Origin of the sequence: Faecalibacterium sp. An192 (genome assembly GCF_002160175.1) — a bacterium.
Lineage (GTDB): Bacteria > Bacillota > Clostridia > Oscillospirales > Ruminococcaceae > Faecalibacterium.
Genome location: NZ_NFKB01000055.1, coordinates 1 through 17,545 on the forward strand (window position 1 = coordinate 1; position 17,545 = coordinate 17,545).

Annotated in this window: 14 protein-coding genes and 1 tRNA gene; 7 read left to right on the forward strand and 8 right to left on the reverse strand. The window is 59.2% G+C overall.

Translation table 11 applies throughout. The features are described 5' to 3' along the window. Window positions 1-142: 142 nt before the first annotated feature. Both B5F27_RS13530 and B5F27_RS13535 read right to left on the reverse strand, forming a co-directional pair. Window positions 143-1,360: an AI-2E family transporter gene (locus B5F27_RS13530; RefSeq protein ID WP_087249545.1), complete on the reverse strand. Its 1,218-nt coding sequence runs from the start codon at window positions 1,358-1,360 to the stop codon at window positions 143-145. Between the two features lie 184 nt (window positions 1,361-1,544). Further along, window positions 1,545-2,324 (reverse strand): alpha/beta hydrolase, encoded by a 780-nt coding sequence (locus B5F27_RS13535; protein WP_087368582.1) that lies wholly within the window; start codon window positions 2,322-2,324, stop codon window positions 1,545-1,547. Between the two features lie 163 nt (window positions 2,325-2,487). On the opposite strand from B5F27_RS13535, the gene B5F27_RS13540 reads away from it, so the two are divergent. From B5F27_RS13540 to B5F27_RS13560, 5 genes are all read left to right on the forward strand, one after another. Further along, window positions 2,488-3,057 (forward strand): uracil-DNA glycosylase, encoded by a 570-nt coding sequence (locus B5F27_RS13540; protein ID WP_087249543.1) that lies wholly within the window; start codon window positions 2,488-2,490, stop codon window positions 3,055-3,057. A 71-nt stretch (window positions 3,058-3,128) separates the two neighbouring features. Continuing rightward, window positions 3,129-4,229 carry a hypothetical protein gene (locus tag B5F27_RS13545; protein ID WP_087368566.1) on the forward strand — a complete coding sequence of 367 codons (1,101 nt, stop codon included), beginning with the start codon at window positions 3,129-3,131 and terminating at the stop codon, window positions 4,227-4,229. Window positions 4,230-4,300: 71 nt separating this feature from the next. Beyond that, the gene (locus B5F27_RS13550) at window positions 4,301-6,838 is read left to right on the forward strand and encodes an ATP-dependent DNA helicase (protein ID WP_087368568.1); all 2,538 of its coding nucleotides are present in this window, start codon (window positions 4,301-4,303) and stop codon (window positions 6,836-6,838) included. 70 nt (window positions 6,839-6,908) lie between these two features. After that, window positions 6,909-7,859 carry an RluA family pseudouridine synthase gene (locus B5F27_RS13555; protein WP_087368570.1) on the forward strand — a complete coding sequence of 317 codons (951 nt, stop codon included), beginning with the start codon at window positions 6,909-6,911 and terminating at the stop codon, window positions 7,857-7,859. A 69-nt stretch (window positions 7,860-7,928) separates the two neighbouring features. Further along, window positions 7,929-8,393, forward strand: a complete 465-nt coding sequence (locus B5F27_RS13560) for a zinc ribbon domain-containing protein (protein ID WP_087249536.1) — start codon at window positions 7,929-7,931, stop codon at window positions 8,391-8,393. A 93-nt stretch (window positions 8,394-8,486) separates the two neighbouring features. Here the strand turns inward: B5F27_RS13560 and B5F27_RS13565 are convergent, their stop codons facing one another. After that, window positions 8,487-9,002: an ATP-binding protein gene (locus B5F27_RS13565; protein ID WP_087368584.1), complete on the reverse strand. Its 516-nt coding sequence runs from the start codon at window positions 9,000-9,002 to the stop codon at window positions 8,487-8,489. A gap of 248 nt (window positions 9,003-9,250) precedes the next feature. Continuing rightward, complete coding sequence (locus B5F27_RS13570; protein WP_087368572.1) at window positions 9,251-10,276, reverse strand: alpha-hydroxy-acid oxidizing protein; 1,026 nt, start codon at window positions 10,274-10,276, stop codon at window positions 9,251-9,253. 209 nt (window positions 10,277-10,485) lie between these two features. On the opposite strand from B5F27_RS13570, the gene B5F27_RS13575 reads away from it, so the two are divergent. Beyond that, a tRNA-Ser gene (locus B5F27_RS13575) sits at window positions 10,486-10,576 on the forward strand. A 267-nt stretch (window positions 10,577-10,843) separates the two neighbouring features. On the opposite strand, the gene B5F27_RS13580 is transcribed toward B5F27_RS13575, so the two are convergent. From B5F27_RS13580 to B5F27_RS13590, 3 genes are all read right to left on the reverse strand, one after another. Next, the gene (locus B5F27_RS13580; protein WP_087368574.1) at window positions 10,844-12,301 is read right to left on the reverse strand and encodes a PRD domain-containing protein; all 1,458 of its coding nucleotides are present in this window, start codon (window positions 12,299-12,301) and stop codon (window positions 10,844-10,846) included. 90 nt (window positions 12,302-12,391) lie between these two features. Further along, window positions 12,392-13,783: a sucrose-specific PTS transporter subunit IIBC gene (locus B5F27_RS13585; protein ID WP_206423011.1), complete on the reverse strand. Its 1,392-nt coding sequence runs from the start codon at window positions 13,781-13,783 to the stop codon at window positions 12,392-12,394. A 12-nt stretch (window positions 13,784-13,795) separates the two neighbouring features. Then, on the reverse strand, window positions 13,796-15,172 hold the full coding sequence (locus B5F27_RS13590) for a sucrose-6-phosphate hydrolase (RefSeq protein WP_087368578.1): 1,377 nt from the start codon (window positions 15,170-15,172) through the stop codon (window positions 13,796-13,798). Window positions 15,173-15,293: 121 nt separating this feature from the next. On the opposite strand from B5F27_RS13590, the gene B5F27_RS13595 reads away from it, so the two are divergent. Continuing rightward, window positions 15,294-17,309 (forward strand): beta-galactosidase, encoded by a 2,016-nt coding sequence (locus tag B5F27_RS13595; RefSeq protein ID WP_087368580.1) that lies wholly within the window; start codon window positions 15,294-15,296, stop codon window positions 17,307-17,309. 47 nt (window positions 17,310-17,356) lie between these two features. Here the strand turns inward: B5F27_RS13595 and B5F27_RS17020 are convergent. Continuing rightward, window positions 17,357-17,545, reverse strand: a 189-nt coding sequence (locus tag B5F27_RS17020; RefSeq protein ID WP_206423010.1) for a hypothetical protein, incomplete at its 5' end; no start/stop codon positions are given.

Below are 17,545 nucleotides of genomic sequence, written 5' to 3' on the forward strand. Positions count from 1 at the left end.
TCCTGAATGTGGCTGTATTTTCTGGGCATAGCAAAAACCTCCTGTAGTAGTTTTATTCTACCACAGGAGGCCTTCTTTTTTCATTGTCTACTTTTACTGGAGCAGTTCAGTTCGGGCACACGGTACGCTTTTTTGTTATGGGTTACGGCTGGTTGTTTTCCGCGTTTTCCTCCAGGGTGGTTTCGAGGGTTTCTTCCAGGATGTCGTTCAGGTTGTCGCTCTGTTCGGCCTCCTGGGCGGCTTTCTTGCGCATCCGGTCGATGCGGGCGTTGACGGTTTCTTTCAGGAGGATATAGACCACCGCCATTACCGGGATGAAGAAGATCATGCCCAGAATGCCGAAGGCCTCGCCGCCCACCAGAACGGCAATCACGGTCCACAGGGGTTCCAGGCCCACCGAGCTGCCCACCACACGGGGGTAGATGAACTGGTTCTCAATGAACTGAACCACCTGATACACCACCAGGCAGAGAATGGCCTGCAGGGGGTTGACCAGAAGGATCAGGGCCACGCCAATGCCGCAGGAGATGAAAGCGCCCACATACGGCACAAAGGCACAGACGGCGGTCAGCACCGCAATGAGGCTGGCATACGGGATGCGGAACAGGGACAGCGCAATGAACATCAGCACGCCCAGCACCACAGCCTCCATGGACTGGCCCGACAGGAACTTGCCAAAGGCTTCCCGAACCAGGATGCCCACATGGTAGATCTGGTCCGCCACCGGCTGCTTGACAAAGGCGTAGAGCAGCTTTTTGGTCTGGCGGGAGAGGTTCTCTTTGTCGATGAGGATATACAGGGCAATGACCAGAGAGAACAGCGCGGTGCCCAGCACCGAGACGGTAGCGGTCACAGCCCCCACCAGGGTGCCCAGCATGCTGGTGGCGCCGTTGATCATCTGACCGGCCAGCTCCTTCAGGTCGATGGAGGCCAGCTGCTGTTCCAGCATGGTGGTGTCGATGCCCAGGCTGTAGAGATAATCAATCCAGCCGGGCAGGCTGGCCTGAATCTGGAGAATGACGCTGGAAATGGACTTCTGCAGCTCGGGGATCAGCATCAGAACCACGATGGCCACAACCACCACCATGCACACAAAGGTCAGCAGCAGGCTGAGAATCCGCAGCGCCTTGCCCGACTTCTCGGGGTGACGGCGGTAAAAGATCTTTTTCAGCAGATTTTCGATGCCGCACATGGGCACATTGAGCAGAAAGGCCAGGATGCCGCCCACCAGAGCCGGGGTGCACAGCCCCAGAAGCCCATACACCCAGCGGATCACCGTGTTGAAATGCGTCAATCCAAAATAAAAAGCAATGCCTCCAAAGACAAGGAGCGCTGCGAAACGTTGTTTTTGTTTTTCCATCCCAATACTCCTGATGTTTCTTGCAAAGGGGTTCCGGCGCCGGCGCGGGGCCCGGCGCACTGCGGTTTCTTTTTCATTATGCACGGATTTTGGGTACAGGTCAATAGATTAAATCCAACTTTTGTCTAAACTATGGCGGTTTTCTCCGGCCTTTGGGGGCGATTCCAAGGGCTTTGACAGACCTTCACGCCTTCCCTTCCAGAAACGGCAGCGCCGCCTGGAGCCATTCTTCCGGCAGGTACACCGACAAATACCCATGGCCATAGCCCTTGGCCTCCCGGATGGTGCAGGACGGCACCATGGACCGGAACAGCTGCGCCGACCGTTTGACGCACTTCATTTCCTTCTCGCCATACCAGTACATGACCTGGGCCCGGGTGTTTCGGATGCTGTCCTTGAGCCGGTAGTGCATCATATAGGTGCGGTACATGGTATAGAGGGTTTCCATCGGCAGGCGGGGCATATCCTCCATGTAATGGGCCTGGATTTCCTCGGGATAGCACATTTTTTCCGGCAGCGTTTTGGGCATCAGGGCAAGCTGCCAGCGGCAGGCCCGCTCGCTGAACATCCACCGTCCAAACAGGCGCACCGATGCAATACAGAACCGGCCCAGGGCCGGCTGCGGGATGCAGAGACTGCCGTCAATGATGGCCTTTTGGGCCAGATCGGCCCTGCGGGACAGAAGCTCCATCACAATCTGGCCGCCCAGCGACACACCGCACAGGGCAAACAAGTGCCCGCCGCAATGGCTGTCTATATATTCCAGGATCTGGTCGGCGGTTTTCTCGGTGGAGACATACGGGGTGGCAAACTCCTCCCCGTGGCCGTCCAGAGTGGGGAGGATCACATGGTAGCGGGGCGACAGGGCCCGGGCCTGCCGCAGGTAATTCCACCACGCATTTCCGCCGCCGTGAATCATCAGTATGTGGGGCAGACGCTCGTCCCCGAAGGTATGAAATTTCACCCGGTTCATCCCCCTTTTTATGGTTTTGGGCTGGCTGTATTGTACCACAGCCGGCGGAAGGCTGTACAGAGGCATCCGGCGCAAAACTTTTGAGGACAAAGCACCGGTTTTGTGCTATAGTATAACTACAAGTCCAAGATTCACCGGAAAGGAAGTGCGCTTCATGGATCTTTCTACCCTGCAGGCCCAGTGCCTGACCTGCACCCGCTGCCCTCTGTGCCAAACCCGGAAGCACGTTGTCTTTGGACAGGGCGTGGAAAACGCCGAGGTCCTGTTTGTAGGCGAGGGCCCCGGCCAGAGCGAGGACGAACAGGGTCTGCCCTTTGTGGGACGCAGCGGCCAGCTGCTGGACAAATACCTGTTTGCCATCGATCTGGACCGCACCAAAAACTGCTATATCGCCAACATCGTCAAGTGCCGTCCGCCCCAGAACCGCGACCCGCTGCCCGACGAGAGCGAAGCCTGCATGCCCTGGCTGCGGGAACAGTTCCGGATTCTGCGGCCCAAAATCGTGGTATGCCTGGGCCGGATTGCGGCCCAGCGGATGATCCGGCCCGGCTTTTCGGTGACCAAGGAGCACGGCATTTTCACCGAAAAGGGCGGCGTCGCCTTCATGGGCACCTTCCACCCGGCCGCCCTGCTCCGTCAGCCCCAGAACAAACCCGCCGCTTTTGAGGATTTTACCGCCCTGCGGGACAAGATCCAGGAAGTGTGCGATCACACCTATCTCTGAACGCTTTGTGCTTCTGAGTGGCATTCCGCCTCGCTTTTGCATACCTTGTGCCAAAAGCGAGGTGTTGTACTATGGAAGCAAAATGTCCGCAATCTGTCGATTTCTTTCTCGGCACCACCACACCGGCGGGGTTCCACGGGTATTTCCAGGAGCTCGGGCAGGAACCGGGGATGCAGCTCTATCTGATCAAGAGCGGCCCCGGCTGCGGCAAATCCACCATGATGAAGCAGCTGGCCCAGCTTTCGTCCGGGCCTGTTCAGCGCATCCACTGTTCCAGCGATCCGGACAGCCTGGACGGCGTGGTATTCTGTGACAAAAAAGCCGCCATCCTGGACGCCACCGCCCCCCACACCATGGAGCCGCTGGCTCCCGGCGCCGACGAAGTGGTGGTCAGCCTGTATCACACCATGTCGGTGGAGGATCTGCACCCTCATCGGGAGGAAATCCGGGCCCTCTTTGCCCGGAATGCGTCCCTGCGCAGCCGGGCCGCCCGGTATATCGCGTCGGCGGGCAGTCTGCTGCTGGACAGCCGCCGTGCCGAGGCCTGCAGCACCGATTTTGAGAAGGCCCGCCGGTACGTCAAGCGACTGTGCGCCCGTCTGCTTCCCCGCCAGAACGGCCCCGGAACCGAGCAGATCCGCCTTCTCTCAGCCATCACTCCCCAGGGACCGATTTTCTATACCGATACCATCCGGGCGCTGGCCGACCGGGCGGTGGTGTTTCGGGATGAATACGGCGCGGCCTCCCGTTTCCTGATGGAGCAAATCCACGACGAGGCCCTGGCCCGCGGATACGAGATCATCACCTGTCCCTGTGCGCTCCACCCGGAGGAGAAGATCGACCACATCCTGATCCCCTCCCTGCGGCTGGCGTTTCTCACCGACAACAGCTGGCATCCTGTGGCCCTGCCCGGCCAGCAGTCGGTCCGCTGCACCCGGTTTTTGGACCGGAGCAACCTGTCCGGGTTCCGGGCGCGGCTGCGGTTCAACTCCCGGGCTGCGCAAGAACTGATCCAGCAGTCCACCGCCCTGATGGCCAGCGCCAAGAGCTGCCACGACGAACTGGAGAGCTACTACCGGGCGGCGGTCAACTTTGAGACGGTGGAGCAGATCACCCGGGACTGCGCCCGGGTGCTGGGACTGGACCAGACCCAGCTTGTTCCCAAAGTCTGACCCGCAAGAACAAAAAGCTCCCGGCCCGCACCGGCCGGGGAATCGCAAATCAATCCATGTGAGGTGAAACCATGCAGGAGGTACGTCTGGCGGTCCGCCAGCTGGTGGAGTTTCTGCTCCAGACCGGAGACATCGACAGCCGCTTTGCCGGATTTGACCGGGCCAACGAAGGGGCCCGCATCCACCGCAAACTTCAAAAGCAGGCGGGCGACGGCTACCGGCCCGAGGTGTTCCTGTCCGGCACGCGGGATGTGGAGGGCATCCGCTACACCGTTGAGGGCCGGGCCGACGGGATTTTTGTGGATGGCGAGGAGCGGACCGTCATCGACGAGATCAAGACCACCGGCGTCCCGCTGCAGGAGATCACCGAGGACCTCAACTTCTGCCACTGGGCCCAGGGGATGGTGTATGCCGCCATCTACGCCGATCAAAACGACCTGTCCCACATCGATGTACGGCTGACCTATTATCAGATTGATGATGACAAGGTTATATGCTTTACACGTCATTTTGCGCGCGATGCACTGGAAGATTTTTTCCTGGGGCTGCTGAAAGAGTATGCTCCCTGGGCCCGGCGCCAGCTGGACTGGGCCGAGAAGCGCCGGGCCAGTCTGCTGGATTTGCAGTTTCCTTATGACCAGTACCGGCCCGGGCAGCGGGCCCTTGCCGGGGAGGTTTACCGAGCCTGCCGCACCGGCCGGGAGGCCGGAAAAGGCGGGTTCCGGCTGTTCTGTCAGGCCCCTACCGGAACCGGCAAAACCATGAGCGCCCTGTTCCCTGCCATGAAGGCCATGGGGGAAGAAAAAGGCGAAAAGTTATTTTACTTTACAGCTAGAAATACCGCACGGACAGCCGCTGAAAGCGCTGTATCCCTGCTGCGCCAGGCCAATCCCGGCCTGTCCTTCCGATCGGTGACCCTCACCGCCAAGGAGAAGGTGTGCCTGTGCAAGAACGAGGCGGGCCGCCCGGTCTGTCTGCCCGAGGTCTGCTCTTTCGCCAAGGGTTACTACAACCGGGTTAAGACCGCGCTGGCCGATCTGCTGGACGGCGGCGGCCAGCTGGACCGCCCCGCCATCGAGGCTGCCGCCCGCCGGCATACCGTCTGCCCTTTTGAGCTGGGTCTGGATCTCAGCGACTGGTGCGATCTCATCATCGGGGACTACAACTATCTGTTTGACCCGATGGTTCATCTGCGGCGCTTTTTTGAGCTGAACGGGGACTGGGTGTTCCTCATTGACGAGGCTCACAACCTCCCCGACCGGGCCCGGGAGATGTACTCGGCTTCCTTCGCCAAGAGCGACATCACCGAGGCCAAGCGGGCCCTGCTCAAGGGAAAGAACTCTCTCAAACGGCATCTGATCCGGGCAGACAAAGAACTGCTGGCCCTGCGCCGGGCCTGTGAAGCTCTCGCACCGCGGCGGGGTGCCGCTGCCGCCACCGGTTCCGAGACCACGACGCCGCAGGTTCAGCAGATGGGACTTTTCGATGAAGCTGCCGGCGAGGCTGCCACCAGGCCTGAATCATCCGAAGCCTCTTCCCTGCTGCCTGAGCCGATTTATGCGCAGGACGGGACCGTCTTCTTCAAAGAGCTGCCGCCGGCCCTGGTACGGCCTCTGCTGGGGCTTCTGCCAGCTCTCCAGGACTGGCTGGAGAAGAACCCCGAGGACCCGGCCCACGAGACACTGCTGAACCTCTACTTTAGCCTCCACGATCTGCTCCGCACAGCGGAGCGCTATGACGACCACTACGTCACCCAGCTCACCGCCCACGGGAGTGACTTGACCATCCGGCTGCTCTGTCTGGACCCCTCTGCCTTTGTGGACGACAGCCTGGCCTGCGGCCGGGCATCGGTTCTGTTCAGCGCCACCTTGATTCCTCCTGGCTACTATAAGAATGTGTTGGGCTGCGGCGGCGCCCGGGCGGTGGCGTTGGAAAGCCCCTTCCCCGCCGAAAACCTGGGCCTCTACTGTCTGCCCGGCATTTCCACCCGCTACCGTCAGCGGGAGGCCAGCGTCCCGGCCATTTCGGATGCGCTGGCCGCGCTGGCGGCGGGCAAGGTAGGCAACTACCTGGCTTTCTTCCCCAGCTATGCCTACCTGCGGCAGGTCTACGCCGATTTTTCCGCCCGCTACCCGCAGATCCGCACCATCGCCCAGGAGAGCGGTCTGGACGACGCCGGGCGGGCCGCCTTTCTGGAACACTTTTCCCTTGACCCGACCGAGACCCTGCTGGGATTCGGGGTGCTGGGCGGCGTCTTTGGCGAGGGCGTGGATCTGGCCGGCAGCCGTTTGATCGGCTGCGCCATCGTAGGCGTGGGGCTGCCCCAGGTCAGCCCGCGGCAGGAAATGCTCCGCCGCTATTTTGAGGAGAAGGACGGCAGCGGTTTTGACTATGCCTACCGCTTCCCGGGGATGAACAAGGTCCTGCAGGCGGCGGGCCGGGTCATCCGCACCGAGACCGACCGCGGCGTGGTGCTGCTTCTGGATGACCGCTTCACCCAGGAGGGATACCGCAGACTTTTCCCGCGGCACTGGGCCCACATCCAGTATCTCTCCGGCACCGACAGCCTCCGGCGGGCGCTGGATGATTTCTGGGGCCCAGAGCCTTGACAGAACGCCGTCCCATCGGCTACAATGATGCCGTAATTGTTGAATGTACCATGGCTATGGAGGAATTTTCTTGAAGATACTCAAAGTGAAATGTCTGGCCCCCACCCGGCTGGACCATTACCTGATGCAGCAATATCCCGCCCTCAACCCCGGCCGCCTGAACAAGGCCCTGCGGGAAAACAAAATCAAGCTCAACGGCAAAAAGCAGCCCCTTTCCACCCGCGTGATGGCCGGGGACGAAATCAAGCTGTTCATTCTGGATGACCAGCTGGACGACAGCCGCGACAACGCCGGTCCCGCTTGGAAAAAGGCCCGCTGCCCTGCCGAGGTGGTCTACAACGGCCCCCAGCTCCTGGTGGTCAACAAGCCCGCTGGTCTGGCGGTAGACGGCCCTGAGAACGACACCCTTCTCAACCGCGCGCTGCTCTATCTGAACAGTCAGAACGAGTACAGCGAGGAGAGCCTCTACCAGCCCTCCCTCTGCCACCGGCTGGACACCGGCACCAGCGGCCTGGTCCTGATCGCCAAGACCCCGGAGGCCGAGCAGATTCTGCTGGAGGCCATCCGGGAGCGAAAGGTCCAGAAAACCTATCTGTGCGTCACCTTTGGCCGGCCCATTCCCCCGGAAGGGATGCTGGGCGGCTGGCTGCTGAAAGATGCGGACATGGGCAAAGTCCAGATTCTGTCCGAGAAGCGCCCCGGCGCCAAGGAAGTCTGCACCGAATATGAGACGGTGGCCGTCTCGGGACGGCTGGCCCTGCTGAAGGTCCGGCTGATCACTGGCCGGACCCATCAGATCCGGGCCCACATGGCCAGCATTGGCTGCCCCATTCTGGGAGACAGCAAGTACGGCAACAACGCCGCCAACCGGGAACTGCGGCTCAAATACCAGGCTCTGTGCGCCTGGGAGCTGGTTCTTCCCTCTTTCACTCAGCCCATTCTGGCTGACCTCAGCGGCAAGGTGTTCCACGCACCCCGGCCCTGGTACTATGGCCAGATTCTGGACGGCACCCTGAAATAATTTCAGGGCAACAGTCTGTTGCTTGGCGCGGTTTGGGAAGTATGATACACTCTCCATGAGGTGATCGCTATGGAGACCAAAGAGATTATCCTGGAGCTGCGGACCAGGCACGGTTTGACGCAGGAAGATCTTGCAGAAAAATTGTATGTAACCCGCCAGGCTGTTTCCCGGTGGGAGACCGGAGAAACCCTCCCCAACACAGAAACACTCAAGCGGTTGTCCATGTTGTTTGATGTTTCGATCAACACCCTTTTAGGCTCACCGCAAAAGCTGATTTGCCAGTGCTGCGGTATGCCGCTGGACGACAGCTGCATCAGCCGGGAACCAGATGGTTCTTTCAATGAAGCCTATTGCAAGTGGTGCTACACCGACGGAAAATTCGCTTACACAAGTCTCGCGGAACTGACAAATTATCTTGTAGAGCACATGTCCAACGAATCCTGGCCTCCGGAGCAGGCCAGAGCCTTTTTTGAGGTTCAGTTGGCAAAACTGCCCTACTGGCAAGACCGGCAGACCGGCCACTCCGAGCCTTAAAACAGCCCAAACGCCCCTTTGTGCGGCCAAACAGGCCTGCAAAGGGGCGTTTTTATTTACTCTACCCAGAGTACAGCCGTTTTTCGTCGAAGATTATTCCAGGTCGATGTCTACATCGTACTTGTCGTCGATCAGCACAACGTTGAGGTGATGTTTTTGGGCGCACGCCCGAAAATGTGCGTGATCCTTCAAAACGCTTTCCAGTGTGCATCCTTTGTCGTCCAAGCGTTTTTCCATGACGTTCGCGTATTCTTTTATGCTGGCAAAATGATTTTTGATATAGGCCTCACTCATGACCAGGCAGTAATATCGGATCTGGTCGAGATATGCCTTTTCAAAATCTTTCGCCCAGTCGAACGGAATGTAACAGCCTTCCACAATGAGGTTTTGCTGATTTTCTATGGCTGTTTTCACGATCTCACGCACAACCGGCCACAAATAACCCGTAAGGGCGTCGTCATCCTCTGGGGTCAGGCGGGTGTAGCCGCTGCGAATGAGGCCCATTTTCAAATGGTCCATGGACAAATAAGGAAATTTATATTTTTCCAGGAGCTTCTGGGCCAACAGGGTTTTCCCTGTATGGGACGGACCTGTTATCAATACAATCATCTGCTTCGTCTCCCTCTGCCTTTCTGTTCCCTGTGTGCCGTCCAGGGCGGGGGCTGTCGCTTTGTTTGGTTCACATTGGCTTTTCGCCAGCTGCCCATCCTCCGGCATGTTCCGCTTCTATTATAAAGAGAGAGGCTGTCCTCTGCAACAAGACCCTTTAAACTTCTCGCCCGGAACCAAAGATACAAAAAGACCGCCGCAGGGTCCGGGACCATGCAGCGGCCTTGAAAGACAGTCGATCTGAAAACTTATTTGCAGATGCGGACCATGTCGGGGGTGATTTCGGCCAGCGTGTGGGCGCCGCACATCTGCATGGCGTCGGCCAGCTCGCCGGCGATCTTCTCGATGTAGAGGCGGACGCCCTCCTCGCCGCCGCCATAGACAGCGGTCACAAAGGAACGGGCGATCAGGACGCCCTTGGCGCCCAGGGCCAGAGCCTTAAAGACATCGGTGCCGGTGCGGATGCCTCCATCCACCAGAACGGCTGTATTGCTGCCGCGGAGCGCGGCCACAATTTCGGGCAGGACCTCTGCCGTAGCGGGGCACTGATCCAGCACACGGCCGCCGTGGTTGGACACCACGATGGCTGCTGCGCCGGCCTCCTGGGCCTTGAGGGCGCCCTTGACGGTCATGACGCCCTTGACGATAAAGGGACGGTTGAGGATTCCCACAATCTCCCGCAGCTCGGCCACGCTCTTGCTGCCGGCCGGCGGATTGCGGTTCTTCAGGAAGGGCAGGCCGGCGGCGTCCACATCCATCGCCACCGCAAAGCAGTTGCTGGCGCGGGCCAGATCCATCTTGGTGCGGATGGTGTCGATGTCCCAGGGCTTGATGGTGGGCACGCCGCAGCCGTCCGCCGCGCCGATGGCGCGGGTGGCCATCTCCATCACGTTGGGGTCGGTGCCGTCGCCGGTAAAGGCCGCAATCCCGTTGGCGGCGCAGGCACGGACCAGCACATCATTATAGGTCATATCGTTGTAGGCCTCGGAGTAGTGGAGGTTCACTGCACCCACCGGCCCCGCAAAGAAGGGATAACGGAACGTCCGGCCAAACAGCTCACAGGTGGTATCCTGCCCGCCGCCCGGGCAGAGCGTATCCATATTCAGCCGGATATCCGCCCACTTTTCATAATTGCGAATGGCCGTATCCCCTACCCCTTTGGCTCCCGGGCCGGGAATGCGGTTTCTGCAGGCCACGCCATTGCAGATGGGGCAGGCTTTGCAGGTTTCGCCCAGGCACTGCCGGGCCTGGTTCAGAACATCCGTATACGTCATGGAACATCCTCCTTTATTGCCATTCGGGGCGGCAAAAACGCCCCTCTTGTCTCTGGCTCCATGATACGCCCGACAGCCTGCAACGTCAATATAAAAAAGGTCCAAAAAATTTTTTCAAAAAAACCTTGACAAATCCCGTCAATTCAGGTATTATAGTGGAGCGCTCGGGAGACACGGAAACACAGAGCGGCAAACACAAAAGAATATGTGGAAAGATGGCTGAGTTGGTCTAAGGCGCACGACTGGAAATCGTGTAACGTGTAAAAGCGTTCTGGGGTTCGAATCCCCATCTTTCCGCCAGAAAAACCTCGCAAAACCGAAAGGTTCTGCGAGGTTTTTGTTTTGCCCGTTTTGGAACCGCCGGGCTTGTCCCGTCGGCTCTGCTTTTTGAGCTGTGTTATCCGGGCGGGGGTATATGGCCTTCCCTGCTCCGGGAAAAGTTTTTCCGCCTGGATCTCAAAACAGGCCAAAAAGCAAAAGACCGGTTCCGCCCTGGATACACCATGGACGGGACCGGTTTCTTTGGATGTTCTGCACTGCACCGGGGCTCCCCCGGCTGCGGATGTCTTATTCCGTGTGTGTGTTTTTCAGCAGGTAATCCTGGATTTTCTTCAGCTGGGTCTCTTTCAAAAGGTAGTCCACATAAAAAATCTTGGTCTTTTCGGGCAGGCGGACATTGTAGATCCGGGAGGGAGAAATCAGAATATCCACGGGCAAAGGGTCCCTGCGGTATTCGTTCAGGGAGCTGATTCCCAGGATGCGGATTCCCTCCCCGCAGTACTGGGTGATCTGCCGGACCATATTGTCGGCGATCCCCTCCCCCAGATCGCAGAGAACCAGTGCGCTGAGTTTGCGGCTGGAGTAGGCCCGGAGGTAAATGGCCAGGTAGGAAATCTCGTGGACGTTGGCCGCCGCCCCGTACCGCTTTTCAAGGACGCCGTTGATTCTGCGGGCCATATCCATCTCCCGGCCATACCGGTTGGACACGTCCTGCAGAATGGTGTTGGTCTCGAAATAGCCCCCCTGTATCCGCAGGATCATTTTCTGGATATGGACCGACAGCTTGCCGCAGAGCTCCTCGTTGCGGCGGTATTCGGTGCCGAACTCCTGGTCCACCGCCGCCAGGAACTCCCTGGTTACCTCTATATATTCCTCAAGGGCGGCATCGTCTTTGCCGAGGGTATACAAAATCCGTCTGGCCCGCAGGCATTCGGTCAGATAGGCCTTATCCCGGGCAGAGAGGGTGTAGCCGGCCTTTTCCACCCATTCGGCCAGCGCATCAACGCAGGGGCAGGAATCGGGCGTTTCCTGCCCGTCCAGCACAAACCCCTTCTGGGACCGCATCAGGGTGACAAAGAGGTCCAGCGCAAACCCTTCCACCGATTTGTCAATCAGCCGGCACCCCTGTGCCGCCAAAATATCGGGCAGACCCCGGTAAAAGGACATGTAATCCTCATAGGGGCCGGCCCCAAAGAGAAACGTCATCAGCCGTTCCATCATAATGGAGCCAAAGGTGGAGTAATTGATGAACTGGGCCAGGGCGTGCCGCTTTTCCGCCTCGCTGCCGCTGATCCACATGCCGCGGGTTCCGGTTTCCAGTCGAAGGCCGGGATACCAGGTCAATGTATCCTGGATCTGCTTTTTGGTGTGGAGAACCGCTGTGTTGGAGGCACAGAGCTTCTCCGCCGCCCGCTGGATGGAAACCGGTTCCCGCCGGAAAAACAGCCAGGCAAACCCAAAGAGAAATCGCTCTCTGGACGTCTCAGGCAGAACCATCCGCTTGCTCTGGCGGATCATGCCGTCCGGATAGTTCTGGATGGCGGCCTTTTCGCTGCTTTTGACATAGTAGCCGCCCCCGCTGCCCGAGTGTATCGAGACCTTTTCTTTCCGCAGCATTTCATTGAGCTCGCTGATCTCGCTGCGCAGGGTCCGCTGACCGATGGAGAGTTTCTCCATCAGTTCCTGCGAAGAAAGATTTTCGTTCTCGACGATTGCCCGTAGCAACCGGATTTTTCGGCTGTACATGTTCTCCCCCGTTTCCGCGGCAGCCCACGACCCCAGCCCCCGCGCAGCCCCTTGGTCTGGGGCCGGCGCAGGGGTCGGGGTCTTTTTCCGTTATGCGGCTGCGTCCTGATTCTTCATTCCAAAGATATATGTTAGCGCAAACGCCACGGCAAATGCAATACCATTGATCAAAATGTAGAGGGGCAGCTGTTTATTCAGGTAGAGCAGCATGCCGGGGATGCCGGTCACCGACATGCCGGTACCCTGCAGGCCGAACAGCGCCGAAAGCCAGCCGCCGACACCGCCGCCCACACAGCCCCAGACAAAGGGGCTGACCAGACGGAGGTTGACGCCAAAGATGGCGGGCTCGGTGATGCCCAGCAGGCCCGACACAGCGGACGGATAGGCCAGAGACTTCATCTTGACCGATTTGGTCTTGACCGCCACCGCCATGGCGGCGCCGGCCTGGGCCACGATGCCGCAGGAACCCACCGGGTTGACGGGGTTCCAGCCGGTCTTGGACAGCATCTCAATTTCCACCAGGTTGAGGGCATGATGGACGCCGGTGATGACAATCACCTGGCACAGAGCGCCCCAGATCAGGCCGCCCACCCCAAAGGGCAGCTGGAACAGGAAGGATACGACATCTACCAGCGCCATCTCCACCGAGTGGAACACCGGACCCACTGCAAACAGTCCCAGGCACAGCGACAGCAGAACCGTCACAAAGGGGGTGACAATCAGGTCCAGCGCGTTGGGCACATGGTCATGCAGCCACTGCTCGATTTTGGACCCCAAAAAGCCCACAATGAACGCCGGCAGCACCGAGCTCTGGTACCCGTTCACCTTGATAAAGCCAAAGAACAGCAGCGGCTCGGCGTTGCCTTCTGCCACGTCCCAGGACGTGGGCAGAATGTTGTGAACCAGCATCAGGCCCACCACAATGCCGATGACCGGAGAGCCGCCAAACTTTTTGAAGGCGGACCAGCAGACCAGAACCGGCAAGAAACTGAACGCCGTATCGGTCAGAATCTGGGTGAAGGAGAGGAAATTCTGGGGGATGGAATCGGTGGTGAGGCCCAGCATCGCCAGGAGATCCGGCTGGGTCAGGAAACCCCGCAGGCCCATAAACAGGCCGGTGGCCACCATAACCGGGATGATGGGCACGAACACATCCGCAAACACCCGCACCAGGCGCTGGGCTGCGTTTCCGTTCTGTGCCGCAGCGGCGGCCTGCTCGTTTTTGGATGCGCCGGGAATGCCCAACTTGATTACTTCATCATACACCTTGTTGCCAATGCCGGTCCCCAGGATGATCTGGTACTGTCCTGCGGTGAAAAAGCAGCCCTTGACCAGGGGCAGGCTCTCCACCTCGTTGTCGTCGATGATCTCGCGCTTTTTGACCATCAGGCGAAGTCTGGTCGCGCAGTGCGCCGCCGACAGGATGTTGTCCGCGCCGCCCACCACGTCGATGATCTGGCTTGCTACCGATTGATAATCCACTGTCTGTGCCATTTACGATACCTCCAATATCCAAGTTGACACCCTGATGTTTTCCTGCGAAACAATATGAATCCTTGTGTCTGCCCCGAAATACGCCTTGCAGGTGAAGGTCGTTTCACCGTGGTTGACAAAGAGCTCCGCGGTGGACTGATCCAGATAGATCCGAAGCGCATCCAGCCGGGCCAGACTCAGGTGTTTTTCATCGTATCCCTCCCCGTTCCATTTTTTTCGCATAACCTGCATCGTCCGGCTCTCCGGCCGATAGCAAAGTTTCAGCACCGAACCAAAATCAAAGGTGACGGCCTGACTGCCCAGGCCCTCGGCGGACAGTTCCAGACTGGCCGTTCCGCGGTCGATCACAGCGGCGCCGGCACATTCGGTCCGCTGTTCCTGCCGACGAAGCTGCTTCAATTCCTCTGCGGGCCGCTGGCAAAGCGCGCCGCCGCGGACAAACAGTTCCCGCGGGATGCTCAGGCTGTGGAGCCAGCCCTCCCGGACAGGTGGCTGGCTGAGCTGATAGTCTTTCTCCCCCGACCCAAGCCATCCAAACAGCAGACAGCGGCCGCTCTCATCCACAAAGGTCTGCGGGGCATAGAAATCCAGCCCCTCGTCCAGCAGGGCGGCGGGACCTTTTGTTTCAAACCGTCCCCGGGAATAGTCCATCCGCCCCGGCAGCACCAGCGGGACGGTTCCCTGTTCGGACTGTCTGCTGACCAGCAGAAACTCCTGTCCGTCCACTTCCACCAGATCCGGGCACTCGCACATGTAACCCATTTCCAGCCCGGGACCCAGCACACTGCCCACCCTGTCCCAGTGCAGCAAATCATCCGACCGGAAAAGCGCGGCGTTCCCCTTGAGCTCCCGGGTCTGAGCCCCTACCAGCATCCACCAGTGGTCCCCTTTTCGCCATACTTTGGGGTCACGGAAATGCGGGGTGTAGGCCTCAGGCTTCAAAACCACCGGTCCCAGTTTTACAAACCGCCGGCCGTCCCGGGAGACGGCGGCACACTGATAGGACTCCCGGCCGCCCTCGGCATCCCGGACATTTCCGGTATAAAAGAGGTAGTACTGTCCGCCGGCCGCAAGGCCGGAACCGGAATAGCAGCCATCCTTTTCATACCACTGGACCGGCTCCAGGGTGCTGCCCTGGTCGGTCCAGTGCAGCAGGTCTTTGGAAACGCAGTGCCGCCACTGCTTTTTGCCCTGCGGGGTCACCTCGGGCAGCCACTGATAAAACACGTGGAACTCGCCCCGGAACTGGGCCAGACCATTGGGATTGTTGAGAAATCCGTGGTCTGGCGAAATATGATACACCGGCTTCATGCAGCTTCGCTCCTTTCTCTTAGGACGCCCCCATTTTACAACAAAACCCAACGAAACAAAATTCATTTTTTTGCCTTGCCCCTGTGCAGAAAGAGGGATGCTTTCTGCGGTCCAAAGGGTTGCCGAATGGCGCCGGACACCGTATACTCAAAGTACCCACTTACACAGGAAAGAAAGGACCCACCTTATGGAAAGACAGAGTATATCCAATCAATTCATTTATGGCGGAGACTACAACCCCGAGCAATGGCTGGACCGCCCGGATATTCTGGCCCGGGACCTGGAAATGATGCAGAAAGCCCGGATCAACACCGTCACGCTGGGGGTGTTCTCCTGGTCCACTCTGGAACCGGAGGAAGGGGTGTTCCGGCTGGAATGGCTGAAAGAGATAGTGGACAACCTCTACGCCCACGGAATTCGGGTGATTCTCGCCACGCCGTCTGGCGCACGTCCCCGCTGGCTGGCTGAAAAATACCCGGAGGTTCTCCGGGTCCGGGAGAACCGGGTCCGCAGCCTGTACGGAGAGCGGCACAACCACTGCTACACCTCCCCCGTCTACCGCCAGAAAGTACGGATCATCAACCAGAAACTGGCCCAGACCTTTAAGGATCATCCGGCGGTCATCCTCTGGCACATCTCCAATGAATACAGCGGCGAATGCCACTGCCCCCTCTGCCAGGCCGCCTTCCGCCGCTGGCTGAAACAGCGCTATCAGACCATCGACGCCTTGAATCACGCCTGGTGGACCACCTTCTGGAGCCATACCTACACTTCGTTTGAGCAGGTGGAGAGTCCCTCCACCCTGGGCGACAGCGGACTGCACGGCTTGTCTCTGGACTGGATGCGGTTTGTAACCGCCCAGACCACCGATTTCATGTGTGAGGAAATTCGTGCTCTCCGCCAGGCGGGCGCCACCCAGCCGGTGACCACCAATTTTATGGAGGATTACATCGGGCTGAATTACTATGAACTGGCCCGGGAAATCGATGTCGTCTCCTGGGACAGCTACCCGCTCTGGCGCTATCAGTCGGACAGCCGGACCGCTTTGAACACCGGGATGCAGCACGACATGATGCGCACCATGAAGCACGCCCCCTTCCTTTTGATGGAATCCAGCCCCTCCAGCCTCAACTGGCAGCCGGTCAGCAAGCTGAAAAAACCGGGCCTTCTGCTGAATGCATCGCTCCACGCCGTCGCCCACGGTGCGGACAGCGTCCAGTATTTCCAGATCCGGCAGGGCCGGGGCGGGTTTGAGAAATTCCACGGCGCAGTGATCGACCACTACGGCGGAGAGGACACCCGGGTTTTCCGGGAGGCCACCCAGACCGGGCAGGCCCTCCAGGCACTGGCCTGCGTCGCCGGCAGTCAGGTATCCGCCCAGGCGGCGGTGCTCTGGGACACCGAAAGCCGCTGGGCCATGGAGCGGGCCCGCGGCCCGCGGAACGAGGGTCTGTTCTACCACGAGGCGGTCTTTAAGTCCTATCAGGCCCTGCGGAAGTGCGGGCTGAATGTGGACCTGGTCCAGGTGGAACAGCCGCTGGACGGCTACCGTCTGGTGGTGGTCCCCATGCTCTATATGTTCCGGGCCGGGATTGAAGAGCGGCTGCGCCAGTTCGTCCAGAACGGCGGCACCCTCGTCATGACCTATTGGAGCGGCATCGTCAACGAAAACGACCTGTGCCATCTGGGCGGGACGCCTCACGGCCTGACTGATCTGCTGGGCCTGCGCAGCGAGGAAATCGACGCCCTGTGCACCGGAGATGTTCATCACTTTACGGCTGGCCCCGGGGCCCCTCTGTACACCTGCAGAAACCTGTGTGACCTGGTGCGGCTTCAGGGCGCCCAGCCCCTCATGACCTATACCGACGACTTCTACAAGGGATATCCCGCCCTCACCGTCCACTCCTATGGCAAAGGCACTGCCTACTACCTCTGCACCGATGCCGAGGAGGCATTCTACAATGATTTCTACCGGGAAATGATGTCCCGGACAGGCCTCTCGCCCATCCTGCCTCATCTGCCCGAAGGACTCGAAGTGTCCAGCCGGCAGGATCCGGAAAACGAGTATTTTTTCATTCAGAATTTCACCGACGAGGCCATTGCGCTGACGGCCCCGGCAGATGCATCGCTCCTTTTCGGCGACTTTTCCGAGAGCAAAGTGCAGGGCTGCTCCACAGTGGTGTTCCGGCGGAAACGGTCCTAACATTTCTCCCGAAAAACCGTTCCTTCATCGGATCCGCGCTGTCCTTCCTATAAAGAAAAATGGCGTGTGACGCCGCCCATCTTTCTTTTTGACTGCATCCCAGCCTGACAAAAAAGCCCTGCGGAATTTGAACCGAACCAGTAAAAACGGACAATAGACAAAACGCCCCCTGTGTAGGAAAATAAACCTATACAGGGGGTGTTCGTATGTCCAGACAAAAATACACACATATCCAA